Origin of the sequence: Pacificibacter marinus, from assembly GCF_018860505.1 — a bacterium.
In the GTDB taxonomy this organism is placed as follows: Bacteria; Pseudomonadota; Alphaproteobacteria; order Rhodobacterales; family Rhodobacteraceae; genus Celeribacter; species Celeribacter marinus_B.
Genome location: NZ_JAHKPU010000045.1, coordinates 38,718 through 55,848, shown reverse-complemented (window position 1 = coordinate 55,848; position 17,131 = coordinate 38,718). Strand labels below are relative to the sequence as shown.

The following is a 17,131-nucleotide window of genomic DNA, read 5'->3' as shown; positions in this document are numbered from 1 at the left end:
TTCGAGCGAAAGGCCGCATAAATGAGTTCAGAGACCGGAACGTACACGAGGCAAGACCAACCTGCCTCCTTTACGGTTCTCAAAGACCAAGCGGCAGACGATCCAACCACCACCAGCGCTGAACATTCATAAGACAAGCGGCATCAGGTCCAGAACGAGGTTCCTGCGGTTGCCCCCTATCCATGTGGCTTGGCTGTGACAGCTGGAAATCTGCGCAGTGAGAACATCGAAGGCATCCATAAAATCACAGGTGTCTTGGCTGAAAAATCCATTATTTAGCAACGGAAAAATGCTAAATAACAAAATGCTGAAACGCGACACTTGCATCACTGACTGCGCCTCGCATAATGAAACCAGCCAAGTGCGCCAAACTTTCTATATGTTTAAGCGGTCTTTTGTTCCAAAATCCTGACGATGGACAATTCAGTGTTGAAAATTAGATCAGATACAACACGTCCTCTTTGGAGAGAGTGTTTCCTCTCGAAAATGCAGTTTTTGCTTAAGGCCACGGCGGCAAGTCTTTTCGTAACCTTTGGGGCACAGTCGCAAACGGCTGATCTCGACTTGAGAATACCACAACCTTTTGGCAACACTGCCATCCCTTTGGTCGAAGGCGCTGAAGAGATTATTGTCGATGTTCCAAGTCCATTGCACCCAACACGGTATCAACGCGGAGTTTTGGGGGACTGGATTTATGTGATTTACCCAAATGGGGCAGCTCACGTCATGAGCAACGCTGGGCGACATCGCAACCTGTTTGATGTCACATGCACCGAGGGCCTATCATGCCTGATCTTGGGTGCAGACGGCGCAGAATCGACTATCTATGCAACGGGCGAGAAAAGGCCTGCTCCGCCGGCCCCTACAAATGCGCAAGACGTGGCGCAATTTGTCGCGCGCTGGATTCTGGCAGAGACAGGATCTCGTGGGGACACACAGCTTGATAACCTTGTATCTGATGAGGCTAGTGAGCAGGGGCAATCGGATATTGGACTTGTCACTTTGACGTCAGAAATTGCCGTTGATGCGCTTGCTCCACAGGGGGCTGATGATGTCTCTCTTGTTGAGGAAGATCCTGACGCAGACGCTCAAAATCTTGAAGATTTGGTCGAGGTTGATGAGCCTGATCCACAGCCTTTGGATGCGCTAAATGCGTCCTGCCCTGATCTTGCTGCCTTTGTTCCAGATGACTGCCATCAGTCGGTGGAACTCATTGTGTCGTCCTCTCCTGTTGAACCAGCACCTAAACGTGATGCGGCGATACAACCACAGGCTGGCGCAGACCCTCAAACACCACCTGAGCCGGTTCAAGAGACGGCTCAACAAACCTTTTGGGAACGGCTTGATTTGGCCTGTGCGATAACGGGGACCACAAGCCTGCAAGATGCGTCTGGGGCGGGCACTTTGCAGTTTGCAAAACCGCGCGCAAGTTTGGGATGTAGTACCAAACTGACGCCTAGACTGTCCTTTCGCTTCGCTTTGGTCGGCTATGCGAATTCAAGCGACAAGGCGACATCTGATCCAGATTTCACCTATGCTTTTAATTATCAGGTCAGCGATAAAATCAATGTAGGATACAGTAATTATTCGGCTCAGTTTAACGGGCCCAATGGTAATTTTTTCGATGGATTGAAAGATGGGAATTTGCGCGCAAGTTACAAACTTCCGGTGATCGAACTGCCGTTTGATAAAAAAATACCTTGCACTGCCAGCATAGGATTTCCCAATCCTGCGAGCGAAAGCTTAAACTTTTCCTGTGGTTATGCGGTGAATGATCGGCTTCGTGTCGGTGGAACGGCCTATCTTTATGCTCCGGGTGTGCAAACTTCATATCAGCCAGATTACAGTTATACCGCCAGCTACAAAATCGCTGATGATTGGTCGCTGTCGTATAGCAATTATAGCAACAACAGATGGGCGTGGAATCGGGGCGATGCGCCAGGGCCTGGCATTCTGGGCGGCAATCTATCTGTGACCTATAAGTTCAAATTTTAGTTTGATATCATGACTTTAGAATCGCGTTGAGTTGAGCAATTTCGTCTGAGAGCTCTTGCGCAATTTCTATTATCGTCGCCTTTGTCGTCTCAGTCGAGTGGTGTTCAATACGTTTTGCGAGTTCAGCCATGCTTTCAAATCCCATGGCAAGGCATGCGCCTTTGATCGAATGTCCTTGTTTTGAGGCGGCGTCTATATCGCTGGATTCTGCTGCGGCGATTAAAAGGTCGAGCCTTTGGTTGCAATCTGTCACAAATTTTTCCGCTAAATCGATGAGCCCCTCAGCAGAGAAGATGCTTAACATGTTTTCACCGACAGTTGTGTCCATCATCGCCAGCAGTTGCTCTTCGACAGAGGCGGTTTGATCCTCTGGCGAGGTCGCCTCTTGCGCGGATGCGGTGATGGACGTGAGGCCGAGGGTGGCTTCTAAAGCGGATTTCAATTCGTCATAAGGAATAGGCTTAGACAAGATACGCGTGATTCCGACTTCATTTGCCTCGGCCTCAATCGCATCCGCAACATGGGCCGTTAGCGCAAGGATTGGAGGCACAGAGTCTTTCGGCCATTTGGCAAAAATTTGACGTGTGGCTTCGATCCCATCCATTTCTGGCATAGCAATATCCATCAAGATAAGATCGTATTTTCCTGGGGCGAATTTCTCAACTGCGATCCGGCCGTTCTCTGCCAGATCCGCTGTCATATCCATGCGTTGGGCGTAAGCGAGAAGCATTTTTTGGTTGATGATATTGTCTTCGGCAATCAGGACGTGTTTGCCTGCGATGCAAGGAGGGGGCGTTGCTATCTGTGCATCCGAATCCTGATAAGGACGGGACGCTGAGGCACTGACGACGGTGACAGCCAGCTCTATCCAAAACGTGGACCCAGCTCCTTGTTTGCTCTCAACGCCGACGCGACCGCCCAATCCGTCCATGATACGTTTGCAAATCGCGAGGCCCAATCCTGTGCCCTGTGCCGCGACGGTTAATGGATTGGCAACCTGAGAAAAGTCTTTGAACAGATCGTTGAATTTTTCAGGCGGTATGCCGACGCCAAAATCTTCGACCTCACAACGCAGCAGTGCGCCTTGAGCATGTGGCGTGGCTGTCGCGCGCACGATGATTGGTCCCTCAGTTGAATACCGCAGGGCGTTGCTAATCAAATTAGATATGACTTGCCGAATGCGTGTCGCGTCGCTCAAGAACAGCTGCGGAACACTGTCGTCGATTTGAAGCGTGATGGTGCGTGCTGTGCCTTTGCCATGTGACGTGTACAGCATCGATATGCTTTTCACCAAGGCGCGAATATCAACGCTCTCCTCCTCGAAAACAAAGACGCCCGCTTCCATTTTTGAAAAGTCGAGCACATCATTGACGATCCGGCTCAGTCCGGTGCCTGCAGCTTTGGCGTAGTTCAAAAGCTCCAGTTTTCCCGCGTCCACCTCATCCATTGCCAGCAGATCAATCATCCCCAAGAGCCCACCCAAAGGGGTACGTATTTCATGGCTCATAGTCGCAATGAATCTGCTCCGTGCGACTGAAGCGGCCTCAGCGCGCTCCAAGGCTTGAACAAGCTCAGCTGTCCGCTCCTCGACGGCTTCGGTCAATTGCTGTGAATGTGCATTTAGGGCCGTGTTTGCCTCGAACAGTTCACGGCTCTTGCGTTCCAGCAATTTTTCAGCTTCGGCGCGCGCCGCGCATTCACGGTTATATCTGCTGCGTGAAACGCGGGTATCGTCGGAAGAGCTCATTTCAGATAATACCTTATGATTGCAGAGTAATCTCAAAATTTGTGACTGTTGGTTTGGCAAGATTGACTTGACTTGTGATGCCACCCTTTTCGTCAAAATGTGCGAGGGCGGCTTCAATCATTCCGTGGCAAAAAGCCCCTAGAGGACGAGGCGACTCGTAGACCATCATCATTTGGTTCGGAGCTGTCCGTTCCGTAATAAAGGTGGGCAGCTCTGCCTCGGGGTAGAGCTTTCGAACTTCGACATGGATTTCATTTTCGATGGAATCCAGCAAAGAAAATGCGTCTTTTTTGTCAGCAAAAAACTGCGGATAATGTTCAACGAAATGAGTCAACATCCAATGCCCAAACATCTTTTGCAATGTCTCCGCGTCAATGCCTGAATGTGCGCTAAAGGCGACAACGATTTTGACCAATTCCGAGCAGGGATAATTTCCGACTGTGGTAAACGCCCCATCATTTTCAAGATCGGCTTTGTCTAACACCTCATCTACAGTGTCCTCGCCAAAGGCATTTTCTGCCATTTTGATCAATTCAACAAAGATCGTGCCTTTCATGGATTCGTCCTTTCATCACGTCTGTTGAGACATTTCAGCAAATGCACCGTCATGTGTTCTTCACTTGGCTTGCCTGTGTCTTTTGCCTTAGTCAGTCCTAGCTGGCCGATTAAGGCAAGGATAAAATTGAGAATATTCAAGAAATACTGCTGCAATTCTGTGCAGAGTCAAAAATAAAATATCCTGTTTATGTCTTCCTATGGCGCGTGGACCTGCGCGTTTATCCTAAGAAAAGTTGCATTATTTTGCCGCGAAGTTGTGCGTATTTTGACATTTTTGAGCGCGATAAGTTCAGTTAGGGGCGCATCTTTAAGTTGTTTATGTGTCCTTTTTGGTTAAGGATGATAGCAACGAAGCAACTTGGTCCGCTATGTGATGTTTAACGTCGACTGGCTTGGATTTGGGAAACCAAGTGACCTGAATTTTTTGTTTGCTTTAGATTTGAACTGTTGGCCTGCTAGAATGGAGGCTTGTGTGACATGGAAATGCCCTTAGACATTATCGTCGCCGAGGATAACTTGGTTCAGCGCACCTATCTGGCTCGAATGATCGAGCATTTGGGGCACAAAGCGTGTGTCGCTGAAGATGGCGTCGAGGCGTTGGAATTGGTTCAGTCCACCGGCGCTCAAATTTTAATCACCGATTTTGATATGCCGCGCATGAATGGTATCGAGCTCACGCGTGCTGTGCGTGGTTTGGACTTAGACCATTATGTTCATATCATTATGCTGACAGGCAGTGGGCAAAGCGAAACCAGTGCCGAGGCATTGGATACGGGCGTCGATGATTTCCTGACAAAAGATAATGACCCCACACGCTTGAAGGCGCGCATCCATGTTGCCTCTCGTCTTGTTCATCATGCGAGAGAGCGACAAAATCAGCACCACATCTTGAAAGAAATCAACAGCCGTATTCAAGAAGATCTGAAAGCGGCTGCTGATGCGCAAAGGCAACTTTTACCCGTGATTCAGCGCGACATCGGTGGCATCCATGTTTCATCTGCTTTTGTACCCTCTGCGATGGTGTCCGGCGATATGTTCGGGTGCTTCGCTTTACCACAAAATAAGCTGGGCCTTTATGCGGTGGACGTGTCTGGTCACGGCATTCACGCCTCGCTTTTGTCGGTTGCCATCGGGCATCTGATTACACCTGAATTCTTTTGTAATGCCGCATGTGGTAAAGACGGAAAACCTGACCCTGCTGGTTTGGTGTCCAATCTCAATCAACGGTTTAGCGCCGCTGACAATGACGACTATTTCACGATGTTTTGTGCGATCATCGACACGGATACGGGCCATATGGATTTTTGTCAGGCCGGATATCCGTCTCCTACCTATGTGGATACGAATGGGCAAGCGACCTCAGTGGGGGAAGGCGGATTTCCTGTCGGAATGTTTTCTCATTTTTCGTATGAGAACGATGTCTTTGCCTTCGAAGAAGGGGGCTTGCTGGTTTTATGTTCAGATGCCGCTGGCGAAGCGGAAAACGAACATGGCGTTCCGTTTGGACGCGGGATGTTGCGTTCCGTCATCGAGCAAAACCACCAGTGCGATACCGATGAGGTGCCAGACATTATTGTTCAAGATTTGAAAGAGTGGCGCGGTGGTCGCGCATTGGAAGATGACTTAACTGTGGTCGCCCTAAAAAGGATAAATTCATGATACATACGTCAAAGTATGCCCCGCATATTGTTGTTGTGCGCCCTGGTGTGGAACGCCTGACAGCCATCAATTCAAAGGCTTTTAAAGAAGAGGTCATAGCGTTGATTGAAGGCGGAGCATCGCAACTTGTGATCGATTTTAAAGAGGTTTCTTTTCTGGATTCATCAGGATTGGGTGCATTGACTGGTGTACTCAAACGGATTGGACACCGAGGAGATTTGGTTGTCTGCGGATTGAACAGCGATGTCACTCAAATGTTTAAAATTTGTCGAATGGATAGGGTGTTTAAAAGCTACCTAGATGTTGACGCCGCGGTGCAGGCCATGAGTGAAAGTCTGTGAGCGCATTGACTTTTCATATGCAGAACCAACTCGAAGCGGTCGATCCGATGGTTTTGGCGTTGAAAAGTCATTTGCAAGACAAAGTGGCTGATGAAGTGCTCATGCGATTTGACATCTGTATGAGCGAAGCCTTGGCGAACTTGGTGCTGCACGCAAAAACGGAACAAAAAGATGCGCCAATCGACCTGATGTTGGATTTCGACGGGGAGCTGTTAATCGTTGATGTTTTTGACCCTGATGGGACCGCGGCATTTGATATTCGCAAGCAAGCGCGCGCGTTGTCTGATGTGGATGTCATGGCCGAAAGTGGTCGGGGACTAGGGCTGATTTTAGAATGTGCTGACGGGGTTGAATATGGTCCTGTGCAAAATCGTAGATGTCTGAGTTTGAAGTTTCAGGCGCGAAATTAAAAATCGGGCCGAACGTACCCGAAGATATATTCTCATCCAGAACGGAGCATGCGAATGAAAAGTGAAACCTTTTTGAAGACGGCCTGGGCCGGCGCATGTGCCGCCGTTGTATTGGCATTTCCAACGTCATCTGGGGCTCAGTCTGAAACGGCTGTCCAGCCGCGATCCATGACAATTGACAACGTGTCTATCAATGGGACTGAGTACAACAGCGTCACGATCCGTTCAGAAACACCCCTCATTCTTGATTTTGATGGAATGAATTCTGGTCAGTGCGCGCATGAAGAAGGGGATATCTCTAGACCGCATTTCGGGCGATCTGGCCGTTTGACTGACCGTGAATTTAAGATGGCAAAAATTGCATGGTCTTATTTCGAAAAACGGTTTCAGTCAGAAACAGGACTTGTGAATGCTGTTGGCTCTTATCCGTCAACCACGATGTGGGACACGGCTTCTTATATCAGTGCGCTGGTCGCAGCACGTGAGCTTTGTATCATTGATAAGCGCGAATTCGACACGCGCGCCACTAAGCTATTAAACACGCTGCGCAACCTTGATTTATACAATAAGGAAGCCCCCAACAAAGTGTATAACACTGAAACAGGGGAAAAAGTTAACTATGCCAACGAAGCTGGCGAGGTCGGTATGTCCGCGCTCGATATCGGGCGGTTGCTGGTTTGGCTTCGCATTCTTAAAGAGCGCAACCCTTACCTTGCAAACAGTGTAGACAACGTTCCAATGCGCTGGAACTTTTGCAATATGGTCAACGATGATGGCAGCATGTTTGGGGCCTTTAAACGTGGTGATGGAACCGCGCAATACGTGCAAGAAGGCCGGTTAGGGTATGAAGAATACGCCGCCAAAGGCTTTGCTCTTTGGGGTTTCGACGTTGACAAAGCTATGTCACCTGAGCCTCTTGCCTATACCACGATTTACGATGTGAAAGTGCCCTATGATGGTCGCGATCCACGTGTTTTCAAAAACCAAAACTATGTTTTAACCGAAGGGTATATCCTTGACGGACTTGAGATGGGTTGGGATTTGCCCTCTGATAAGTCCTATGACGGACTGACCGCAAGCCATGGCTGGCGGGCTGAGTTTGCGAACCGCATTTATCTGGTTCAACAACGTCGTTACGAACAAACGGGCATCATCACAGCGCGGTCTGAACATCAGGTCAACGGAAAACCTTACTTTGTGTATGACTCGATTTTCGCGGACGGCTATGCGTGGAACACATTAGACCCGACAGGGGAATATCAACCTGACCGCGCAGCGATTGCTGCCAAGGCCGCGGTGGGTCTATGGGCGCTTTGGGATACAGATTATACTGATCTTTTGTTTGAAAGCGTCGCGGATCTTTATGATCCCGAAGCAGGGTTTTACGAAGGACTGTATGAGAACGGAAACGGCTATATCCCACTGCAAACGGCCAACAACAATGGCATCATCCTCGCGGCTTTGCTTTATAAGGTGCAAGGGCCAATCTTGCAGCAAATCAACACATCTGCGCAATTCTGGGACACGGCCTATGCCGGAACAGGCTTGCGTGACAACAAGTGTCATCCGCGCTTGATGGAAGAAGTCGTGCCATGCTGTGCATGCGAGAACCCAACCCAACTCGATCCGGTTATCCCGTTGGAAGAATTCTTGTACTGCCGCGCTGTGCCGACAACAGGAGAGACAGCAGCAACCGAGTGTCAGCCTGAAAAACACAATCTTGCTCCGCCGACACCGCGTAAAGTTTTGGCCAGCTCCTGTCCAATTCCAGCGGGGAACTGAATATGAGCGCAGCTGGCAAACCGAGACTGGTTTGGTTTGATGCAAACCGCGTGTTTGCCGCAATGGGCGTGGTTTTGATCCACTCTTCAACAGATTTCGCAGGCCAACCTTTCGCCAAAGTGGAGACCTCAGAGCGTTTGATTCCCGTGGTCTTACGGTCGCTCGGTGAATTTTCGGGCTCTGAAATGTTCTTTTTGTTCTCGCTTTTCCTAATGGCGATGCGGGTGGATAAGAAAATGCCGAGCTATTCCAGCGCCATCGGCATGCAGGCCAAACGGTTGTTGGTTCCGTTTGTGTTTTGGGTGGTGTTCTACGCATTTTTTCGGCTGCTCAAAGCCGATGCTTTTAACTATGCGCCCTATATGTGGGATCAGATTTCTGACATCAAAAATTGGTTTGGCTACTTTCTTCTTGGCAAAGTTCAGTACCACATGCACTTTCTACCAACGCTCTTTGCGCTCTTTTTGTTTTACCCGTTCATGCGAGGCGCGACCCGTTACCCAATACTTGGGCTAACCTTATTCGTGACGCTGGGCATCATGAACAACACGCAAGGGTTTATCTGGGGGCTCGGGCTTGAGGCCGAAGTACGTGACTACATTCTTCGTGCGATCAAAATTTTAGGCTATGTCGGCTATGGTTTGGCGGCCTTTGCGCTTTACGGGCTTTGGAAAGATGGCATTCCACGCGGTGAATCACGCTTGCTGCGCCGTGGTGGATTTTACTTTGCTGCGCTTGCTTATGTGGCGACGATCCCGTTTTTTGCTTATGCGGTGCAAAACGGCGCGTGGGGCGTGCGCAGTGGTTGGGATTTTTATGGCCACTTTCTCATGCCGATCTGTATTTTCCTGATTTTTCTGGGCGGGCAATATCGTGACTGGTCACCACTGTGGTCTAAAATTGCCAAATATTCATTCGGTGTTTACCTTGTTCATCCTGCGGTGATTGATCTGTTTGATATTGCGCTGTTCAAATCAGGCACATCAGACATGTTGTCGCCCACAGCATTGGTTTTGTTGCGGTTCGCTGTGGCGCTGCCGATGTCGTTTTTCGTAAGTTTAGGGATATCAAAGATCGGGCTACTTGCTTGGACCATCGGACTAGGCCCGACGCCGTGGGAGGCGCGTAAATCAAAAGAGGCAGGCGCATGATGACGGACGATTATTTTCTTAAATTCGAAGACCGCGTTCCGCCACCACCTTTGCCCTATTCGGCGAGGCGTGAAAGTCTTTGGCAGTTCTTAGCAACTGTGGCCTTGGTTGTCGGGGGCTGGTACATCTGGTGGCGCTGGACAGGGTCATTAAACCCTGACGCCATGTGGTTTGCCATCCCTTTGGTATTGGCTGAAACCTGCGCCTATTTTGGGATGTTGTTATTCGTCTTTAATCTGTGGAAAGACGAGCCCATCAAAATAGAAACACCGCCTGCGGTTTTGGGTGATGTCGTGCAGAGCCATCCTGAAAGTGACCGTCCGATCGCGGTCGACGTGATGTTTGCCACCTATGACGAAGACCCTGAATTGGTGCGCCTTGGTATTCAAGACGCGAAACGGATGACCTATCCTCATCCCATCGATGTGCGCATACATATTCTCGATGATGGACGCCGCCCCGACATGCGGCGCGTGACCGAAGAAGAGGGCGCAAATTACATTTCACGCACGACAAACGAAGGGTTCAAGGCAGGGAATTTACGCAACGCAATGGACGAAACCCATGGCGATTTCCTTGTGATTTGCGACGCTGACACGCGCCCCTTTCCGACGCTTTTGGAACACACACTGGGCTATTTTCGTGATCCTAAAATGGCATGGGTTCAAACGCCGCAATGGTTTTATGACCTGCCTGAAGGCGAGCGCTTGCCAGAAAAGTTGACGCAAAAATTCGGAGCCCGAGGGGGTGCATTTGGGCGTATTGTTGAAAAAGTTATCGGACCTGTGACCGTTGGTGATGATCCGTTCGTGAACGACCCAAAGATGTTTTACGACATTATACAACGGCGTCGAAATTGGGTGAATGCATCGTTTTGCTGTGGCGCGGGGTCGATCCACCGCCGTGAGGCTGTGATGGAGGCGGCGCTACGCAGCTTTGGGCAAAAAGTCGAAGAACGCACTTGGGCTGTCGAGGAGACCATCACTGTATCTAGCAAAGAACGCGAAGTCGCGCCTGAGTTGATGCAAGCGATCAAAACTGAAGCGGCTGCGACTGAGGTTCTGACCCCTTATAAATTTCATGTTTCAGAAGATATTTACACATCTATCGTATTGCATTCCGATCATGAACGCGGCTGGAAGTCCAAAATGCACCCGATTGTGGAAAGCAAAATGTTGTCGCCTCAAGACCTTGTGACTTGGACTGTGCAGCGATTTAAATACGCAGGCGGCAGCCTTGATATCTTGGTCAATGACAATCCCTTGTTTCGCAAAGGGCTAAGTTTGCCTCAGCGTTTGATGTATGCGACGACCTTTTATTCCTACCTTGCGCCGCTTTGGAACGTTATCTTCCTTTTCGCGCCAGTCCTGTATCTTTTGACGGGGCTTTCCCCAGTGTCGGCGTATTCGACAGATTTCTTTTTGCATCTCATTCCATTTCTGGTCACGCTTGAACTTGCGATCATGGTCGGAACGTGGGGGGTCGATGGCTATCCAGCTAAAGCCAGTTATCTATCGTTTTTCCCTTTAGGACTGAGAGCCATCTGGACCATCGCGAGAGGCGAAAAGATTTCGTTCAAGGTCACGCCAAAGGCGCGTCAAGCGGGCACATTTCTAGCTCTTGTACGTCCTCAAATCGCGGTTGTCGTCCTGACGATTTTAGGCGTTCTTTGGGCGATAGGGGCTTTGGTTTTGGGCGGCACCTCGCATTCTACGAGCGGGGTTTTGGCCAATGCCCTTTGGGGGCTGAACAATTGCATTGCTATGGCAGGAATCATCGCGGCGGCCATGTGGCAGCCTGCTGAAAAAGAAGAAGGGCAATCAAAATGAGTTTTCGTGAAAACTTAATAAAGGCAAGAAGCCACATCATCTTTCTGGGGGCCTTAGCCGTTGGCCTGGTCATGGTCATAGGATTGGAAAATATAATCGCGAAAAACACTGATGCACAGGCCATGAAATTGAAGTCTAATGAAAAGCCCGCCGTGGAATTAACTGATGCCTCCCCCATGGCAGCCTTTGATGACATCACACCCTTGTCACTCGCGATTGTGGGGGAAACGTCACAGGATGATCTCGCTTACGCCCAGATTGCTTGGCGTTATTTTGAGAACAACACGCATCCCGAAACAGGGCTTGTGAACTCAGCCGATAAATACCCCTCCACCACGATGTGGGAAACAGGGTCGTATTTTGTGGCCGTCATTTCAGCGAACCTATTGGGGCTTATTGATGAGCAAGAGGCAAAGTCGCGGCTCTCTCTGACTTTGGATACGCTGACCAAAATACGGCTGTTTGACGACATTTTACCCAACAAAGCTTACAATGTACAAACGGCGGAACTGGTCAATTACGCCAATAAACCTGTGGAACGCGGGCTGGGCTGGTCTGCTTTGGACATCGCGCGGTTGGTCGGAACTTTAGCTCAAATCACGCAGCATTATCCTGAACTCGCTCCACAAGTGAACGCGCTCTTAGATTATTGGGATCTGTCTCAGATGGTTGAAGATGGTCAGCTGATTGGCGGGAATTTGTCAGATGACATGTTGCGTCGGGATCAAGAAGGCCGTGTGGGCTACGGGCAATATGCGGCCAAGGCGATGATGCTTTTTGGCTTTGATATGTATCGCGCCTATGATGCGGAAGAACATCTCATGATCAAAGATGTCTTGGGGCAGCCAATCCCCGTAGATGATCGACTTCATCGCAACGTAACGCCCGCTTTTGTTGTGAGTGAACCCTATGTCTTCGACGGCTTGGAATTTGGCTTTGATGCACGGTCGCATCGTTTTGCGACTGCGATCTATAAGGCACAGGAAGCGCGCTACACTGAGACTGGAATTTTGACGGCAGTCAGTGAATCTCATCTCGATGAAGCACCATATTTTGTCTATTCCTCTGTCTGGGGCGGGGGGGCGCCTTGGGCTGTTATGACCTTCCAAGGTGATCGACTGGATAGCAAACGCACAGTGACAACCAAGACTGCTTTTGCATGGTATGCATTGTTTGGAACGGAATATGCGAAAGAATTGGTGACGGCCCTTGCGCCACTGGGTGATCCTGATCGTGGCTGGCCGGAAGGTCTTTATGAAGCGGATGGCTCGATCAATGGATCTGTAACCACAAATACGAATGCTGTCGTCCTCGCGGCATTGGCTTTCCGTGCGTTTGGGCCGTTGATCCGGAGCGCGCAGTGAAACAGATAGCACCATCCATTCTGTGCGCCCTAATGTTACAAATCCAGCCTGTGACCGCTGAAACATGCGTAGGACCTGCGATGGATAGGGCTTTCCCTGGTGCCACATCGGTTGAAACACGGCATGTTGATGTCCCGTCTCCAAATTTTCCGGGCCTTTGGCAAGAAGGGTTTATCTTTGGGTATTTCTACCAAATTTTTGCCAACGATGAGGCCGTATTGGCTGAATCGAAATCAGAGCCAGATTGGTCTATCGCCATCACATGTGTGGATGAAGTCTGCCATCGTAATGTTGCAGGCAATCCAAACGAAGGCACCATCAACATAGCAGACCTGCTTGCATCCTGTTTGCGCGATCCAAATTTGTCGGCAGAAGCCGTTGAGCAAAAACTCTCCCTTTCTGAGCGGGCCGTAAACACGGAAGGGCAAACTCATGCGTTGACGCAACCGCTTGCGATCTCTGATGTAGAGGACGAATCCGAAGCTATTGAGCAGCAAGACACTGAACAGGAGGCCACAGAGATTGAGGCCGTGCGACCCCAAGGTGAGGATATAGAAAAGGCCGTTACAGACCCTTGTGGTCTTGCTGCAATTCCTGAGGGAACACCTGGATTTACGGTGCAACGGTTACTGACGCTCGCGGGGGCGGACCCCGGGCCAATTGATGGCATTATTGGGGGCATGACCCGCGCAGCCATAAGCGAGGTTTTGGGTGAACCTCAAGAAACCTTAGACTTGTCCAAAGTGATCGTTGAATTAAATGCTCTTTTGTGCCGATAAGAGCGTTATGTCCCTCGTCATATAAAATGGGACATCAGGGCGGCTTGAGTAATGGAGGCTCTGGCTCGTTTGTGTGATTGATTGTCCGGCAGGCGATTGCAAAGCAATCTGCCGAGAGGGGCTGACACACCCCCGCACAACGGAACGGTGATCAGGTCAATTGTGGGGTCAATATCCCAACACATTGTTTGCCATTGGGGTATTGATCTTATCTCAAGTCCTTAGCGCAGGTGACGCTCGGGAGAACCTATATCAAAAAGCACAAAATAGGGTCGCACCACAAACCCTGCGATAGAGCCTGAATAAAACGCCCCATCACAACGCTCTAAGTTTAACCCAACTCCATTTCAGCAGCGGTATTGAGATCAGAAACACGCAAATCAGTATAAGTACTGCCGAAATCGGACGCTCCAGAAAAATTGACCACGACCCCCGACTGATCATAAGGCTACGCCGTAAGTTTTCTTCGAGGATTGGCCCAAGGATCAAACCAAAGGCCATCGGCGTTACTGGCAAACTCAATCGCGAAAAGACAAACCCCACCACGCCAAAGGCAATCATCACGTAGACGTCGTTCATGTCATTGCGGATGGCGAAAGCGCCGATCACACAAAACACCGCGATAAAAACATACATCAACTGTGGAGGGATCCGCGTCACAAGCACTGCCGCGCGGATCATGCCAAGACCAACCACCAGCGTCGCGATCAGCGCCAAAAGAACCGATACATAAATCCAAGCCACAAAGGTCGGATTGTTAGCAAACAGCAACGGTCCCGGCGTCAAGCCATGCAACATCAATGCGCCCATCAGAACGGCCGTAATCGTATCCCCCGGCACCCCCAAAGCAATGAGTGGAATAAGAGAGCCGCCAACAGAGGCACTGTTAGCCGCTTCGGGCGCTACAATCCCATCGGCATGACCGGTACCGAACTTCTCAGGCGTCTTGGACAAGCGCCGTTCTTGCGCATAAGCGATAGAGACCGCCACCGCAGAACCAGCCGCGGGGATAGCGCCGATAAACGTACCGATAACGGAACCGCGCAGCATCACTTTCCAACGGCTCGTCAGTTCATTCAGTGGCAACATCACTTTGCCGATCTGTGGCCGCACCTTGGGTGTTTGCGCAAAGCCCACCAAATTTTGCAAAATTTCACCCAGACCAAACAGACCAATGATCATCGGCACCAAATTCAAACCCGATTGTAACATCGGCGTATTAAGTGTCATGCGTTGCGCATCTGTCAGCGCATCAAAGCCAACCATACCCAAAATGACGCCAATAAATCCGACAACACTGGCCACCAGAGTTGATCCATTTGAGGAAAAAGACAGCATCACAATACCAAAAAGCGCAACAGCGGCAAATTCTGGACTGCGGAAATTGGTGGCAAACTCAGCCAGCACCGGCGCAAGCAAAACCAGCATCGCAAGACCGATCATGCCGCCTATTGTCGAGGACACTAGCGCAAAATTCAAGGCATGTCCTGCCCGCCCCTGTTGCGCCATGGGGTAACCATCGATCTGCGTAAAAATAGACGCAGGCGTACCAGGCAGCTTCATCAAAATGGCAGAAATGGACCCGCCATAGACACTCGACATAAACACCGAGATCAAGAACAGCATCGCGACGCCTGGTTCCATGGTAAATGTCACGGGCATCAATATCGCCAAAGCCATCGTTGATGAAATTCCAGGAATGGCCCCAAGCACAAGACCTAGAACAGTCCCAAGCACGACAAGACCAAGCATCAGAGGGCTAGATAGATATCCGAGCAATACGTCGATAAAAGAGGTAAGCAGCATGTAATATCCCCGATCAAACTGGCAGTGGAAGCGTCAAAAGACGCACAAAAATCAATTGGATGAACAGCGCAGCGCCCGCTCCGAAAATGAGTGCTTCAATAGCATGTCGCACCGCATGTCCCCGCAAGTTAGACAGCAACACGTAAATCCAGATCGAGGAAAACAGGACAACAGCCAACATCGTCCCCAGCCCTTCAATGGCCGTTGGCATCGCGAGCAAAGAGACAACAAAACCAATCGGCAGCCCCCAAGATCGCACACCCTCAATGAATTGATGTGTTGGCACAAAGCTGGCACCTTGGCCTCGCAACCCCAGCAACCCGATCAAAGACAGAATACCCCCAGCCACAGCCAGACATCCAAGACACAAAGACGACAAAAAGAACGGCCCCGGATCGCCCCGCATAGGCGTGTTCGAATACATGCCTTGACTGTCTGTCAACAAAAGATAACCGCCACCTGCGAGGAAGAGAAACAGCAATCCTGCCGCAAATGTTTTGCGCGCCGATCCATCAATGGGAGGTGTCATGTCTGGCTCCTAGGGTATACCTTGAAATATGTCGGCGGACCTCACACAAAGGCCCGCCCGTTGTTAGCTTCAGTCGCGTTTGAGTTCCGGCGCAACAAGTCCAGCGTTTTCCAGCAGCGGATAAACAAGCTCTTGCTGCATAGCGAGTTCAGCAGCGGCATCGGTCGCACCAAGTGGGCGCAACACCATGCCGCTTTTCTTTGCTGCCGCAACGAAACCTTCGCTATTGACTGCTGCCAGAAGTCCGGCTTCCAGCTTTGCGCGAATATCAGTAGGGATACCAACCGGCCCAACCAGCATGACAAAGTCATTCACAACCACATCGTAACCTTGTTCTTTGAACGTCGGCACATCAGGCAACTGCGGGTGACGCGTCTCAGAAGCAACACCAAGCACGTTGATTGTGCCAGCGAGCGCATGTTCTAGGATCGGTGGGATCGGCAGCGTCGCGGTTTGCACTTCGCCGGTTAACAGCGCGGTCACTGTTGGCGCATGACCCGGATAAGGCAAGCGCATCATATCGGTGCCCAAGGCTTGTGGAATCACTTCAGCAAAGACGAAAGAGTTACCACCCTGTGGGTCATTGCCATTCATCAGCCCCATTGGGTCTTCTTTCATGGCTGCGACATAGGCTTCCAGCGTGTCGATGCCAGTATCTGCTGCAATCTGAAGAGCGCCCGGTTCGTCACTGACATAGGCCAGCGGATCAAGCCCATCGAGCTGTGGCGCACTTGTATTCATGAATGATTGCGACACCGCATGCAGCCCCATCACGCCAATGGTGTAACCATCGGGGTCGGCTTTGGCGATGTGACGGATACCAGTAGAACCGCCAGCGCCGGTGACGTTGTCTACGACGACAGCTGTGTCCATGATGGTTGAAAGTTCGTGCCCGATCAGACGACCAACAAGGTCATGACCACCACCAGCAGGCCAAACCACAGTGACGTGAATCGGTTTGTTGGGGTAGGCATCATCTGCGAATGCAGCCTGAAATGGCAGAGCTGCAAATGTGGCCAAGCAAAGGGCTGAGGTAAAGAGGTTACGTTTTTTCATGACTTCCCTGTTCGTTTTGATGTTGAGCGTTGATAGATAGACACAGCCTATCCGCGCACAGCCCACCGAACGCGGGCCGCGAATTTATTTTCAAGATATCAGCCTTGAAGGCAGTGCATTTCACT

General features: G+C 50.4%; 14 protein-coding genes. 9 read left to right on the top strand and 5 right to left on the bottom strand.

Features of this window, described 5'->3' with window-relative positions; translation table 11 throughout:
* Positions 1 to 486 precede the first annotated feature (486 nt).
* Positions 487 to 1,995, top strand: coding sequence for a hypothetical protein (locus KO503_RS16285; RefSeq protein ID WP_215992610.1), 1,509 nt, complete (start codon positions 487 to 489; stop codon positions 1,993 to 1,995).
* A 7-nt stretch (positions 1,996 to 2,002) separates the two neighbouring features.
* On the opposite strand, the gene KO503_RS16280 is transcribed toward KO503_RS16285, so the two are convergent.
* The gene (locus KO503_RS16280; RefSeq protein WP_215992609.1) at positions 2,003 to 3,742 is read right to left on the bottom strand and encodes an ATP-binding protein; all 1,740 of its coding nucleotides are present in this window, start codon (positions 3,740 to 3,742) and stop codon (positions 2,003 to 2,005) included.
* A 13-nt stretch (positions 3,743 to 3,755) separates the two neighbouring features.
* Positions 3,756 to 4,298 (bottom strand): heme NO-binding domain-containing protein, encoded by a 543-nt coding sequence (locus KO503_RS16275; RefSeq protein ID WP_215992608.1) that lies wholly within the window; start codon positions 4,296 to 4,298, stop codon positions 3,756 to 3,758.
* A gap of 479 nt (positions 4,299 to 4,777) precedes the next feature.
* Between KO503_RS16275 and KO503_RS16270 the strand changes: the two genes are divergently transcribed.
* The 8 genes from KO503_RS16270 (at position 4,778) to KO503_RS16235 (ending at position 13,615) form a co-directional block, all read left to right on the top strand.
* Positions 4,778 to 5,959, top strand: a complete 1,182-nt coding sequence (locus tag KO503_RS16270) for a PP2C family protein-serine/threonine phosphatase (protein WP_215992607.1) — start codon at positions 4,778 to 4,780, stop codon at positions 5,957 to 5,959.
* Positions 5,956 to 6,300, top strand: a complete 345-nt coding sequence (locus KO503_RS16265) for an STAS domain-containing protein (RefSeq protein ID WP_215992606.1) — start codon at positions 5,956 to 5,958, stop codon at positions 6,298 to 6,300. Before KO503_RS16270 ends, KO503_RS16265 begins: the two co-directional genes overlap by 4 nt.
* A gap of 17 nt (positions 6,301 to 6,317) precedes the next feature.
* Positions 6,318 to 6,710 (top strand): ATP-binding protein, encoded by a 393-nt coding sequence (locus KO503_RS16260; RefSeq protein WP_215992605.1) that lies wholly within the window; start codon positions 6,318 to 6,320, stop codon positions 6,708 to 6,710.
* A gap of 54 nt (positions 6,711 to 6,764) precedes the next feature.
* On the top strand, positions 6,765 to 8,492 hold the full coding sequence (locus KO503_RS16255) for a DUF3131 domain-containing protein (RefSeq protein WP_215992604.1): 1,728 nt from the start codon (positions 6,765 to 6,767) through the stop codon (positions 8,490 to 8,492).
* A 2-nt stretch (positions 8,493 to 8,494) separates the two neighbouring features.
* A complete protein-coding gene (locus KO503_RS16250; RefSeq protein ID WP_215992603.1) occupies positions 8,495 to 9,643 on the top strand; it encodes an acyltransferase in 1,149 nt (382 codons plus the stop codon).
* Positions 9,640 to 11,472 carry a glycosyltransferase family 2 protein gene (locus KO503_RS16245; RefSeq protein WP_252731146.1) on the top strand — a complete coding sequence of 611 codons (1,833 nt, stop codon included), beginning with the start codon at positions 9,640 to 9,642 and terminating at the stop codon, positions 11,470 to 11,472. The genes KO503_RS16250 and KO503_RS16245 overlap by 4 nt, the downstream gene beginning before the upstream one ends.
* Positions 11,469 to 12,836 (top strand): DUF3131 domain-containing protein, encoded by a 1,368-nt coding sequence (locus KO503_RS16240; RefSeq protein ID WP_215992602.1) that lies wholly within the window; start codon positions 11,469 to 11,471, stop codon positions 12,834 to 12,836. Before KO503_RS16245 ends, KO503_RS16240 begins: the two co-directional genes overlap by 4 nt.
* An 80-nt stretch (positions 12,837 to 12,916) precedes the next feature.
* Positions 12,917 to 13,615, top strand: coding sequence for a peptidoglycan-binding domain-containing protein (locus KO503_RS16235; RefSeq protein WP_215992601.1), 699 nt, complete (start codon positions 12,917 to 12,919; stop codon positions 13,613 to 13,615).
* Positions 13,616 to 13,930: 315 nt separating this feature from the next.
* On the opposite strand, the gene KO503_RS16230 is transcribed toward KO503_RS16235, so the two are convergent.
* The 3 genes from KO503_RS16230 to KO503_RS16220 all read right to left on the bottom strand — a co-directional run bounded on the left by KO503_RS16230 (position 13,931) and on the right by KO503_RS16220 (position 17,006).
* Entirely contained in the window at positions 13,931 to 15,421 is a 1,491-nt protein-coding gene (locus KO503_RS16230) for a tripartite tricarboxylate transporter permease (protein WP_215992600.1), read from the bottom strand.
* 13 nt (positions 15,422 to 15,434) lie between these two features.
* Complete coding sequence (locus KO503_RS16225) at positions 15,435 to 15,950, bottom strand: tripartite tricarboxylate transporter TctB family protein (RefSeq protein WP_215992599.1); 516 nt, start codon at positions 15,948 to 15,950, stop codon at positions 15,435 to 15,437.
* 69 nt (positions 15,951 to 16,019) lie between these two features.
* Positions 16,020 to 17,006: a Bug family tripartite tricarboxylate transporter substrate binding protein gene (locus KO503_RS16220; protein ID WP_215992598.1), complete on the bottom strand. Its 987-nt coding sequence runs from the start codon at positions 17,004 to 17,006 to the stop codon at positions 16,020 to 16,022.
* Positions 17,007 to 17,131 lie beyond the last annotated feature (125 nt).

What these genes read in the sequence shown, in the direction of transcription:
- KO503_RS16285 (WP_215992610.1), top strand. Translation starts at nt 487, where the DNA reads ATGCAGTTTTTGCTTAAGGCCACGGCGGCAAGTCTTTTCGTAACCTTT.
- KO503_RS16280 (WP_215992609.1), bottom strand. Translation starts at nt 3,742, where the DNA reads ATGAGCTCTTCCGACGATACCCGCGTTTCACGCAGCAGATATAACCGT.
- KO503_RS16275 (WP_215992608.1), bottom strand. Translation starts at nt 4,298, where the DNA reads ATGAAAGGCACGATCTTTGTTGAATTGATCAAAATGGCAGAAAATGCC.
- KO503_RS16270 (WP_215992607.1), top strand. Translation starts at nt 4,778, where the DNA reads ATGGAAATGCCCTTAGACATTATCGTCGCCGAGGATAACTTGGTTCAG.
- KO503_RS16265 (WP_215992606.1), top strand. Translation starts at nt 5,956, where the DNA reads ATGATACATACGTCAAAGTATGCCCCGCATATTGTTGTTGTGCGCCCT.
- KO503_RS16260 (WP_215992605.1), top strand. Translation starts at nt 6,318, where the DNA reads ATGCAGAACCAACTCGAAGCGGTCGATCCGATGGTTTTGGCGTTGAAA.
- KO503_RS16255 (WP_215992604.1), top strand. Translation starts at nt 6,765, where the DNA reads ATGAAAAGTGAAACCTTTTTGAAGACGGCCTGGGCCGGCGCATGTGCC.
- KO503_RS16250 (WP_215992603.1), top strand. Translation starts at nt 8,495, where the DNA reads ATGAGCGCAGCTGGCAAACCGAGACTGGTTTGGTTTGATGCAAACCGC.
- KO503_RS16245 (WP_252731146.1), top strand. Translation starts at nt 9,640, where the DNA reads ATGATGACGGACGATTATTTTCTTAAATTCGAAGACCGCGTTCCGCCA.
- KO503_RS16240 (WP_215992602.1), top strand. Translation starts at nt 11,469, where the DNA reads ATGAGTTTTCGTGAAAACTTAATAAAGGCAAGAAGCCACATCATCTTT.
- KO503_RS16235 (WP_215992601.1), top strand. Translation starts at nt 12,917, where the DNA reads ATGGATAGGGCTTTCCCTGGTGCCACATCGGTTGAAACACGGCATGTT.
- KO503_RS16230 (WP_215992600.1), bottom strand. Translation starts at nt 15,421, where the DNA reads ATGCTGCTTACCTCTTTTATCGACGTATTGCTCGGATATCTATCTAGC.
- KO503_RS16225 (WP_215992599.1), bottom strand. Translation starts at nt 15,950, where the DNA reads ATGACACCTCCCATTGATGGATCGGCGCGCAAAACATTTGCGGCAGGA.
- KO503_RS16220 (WP_215992598.1), bottom strand. Translation starts at nt 17,006, where the DNA reads ATGAAAAAACGTAACCTCTTTACCTCAGCCCTTTGCTTGGCCACATTT.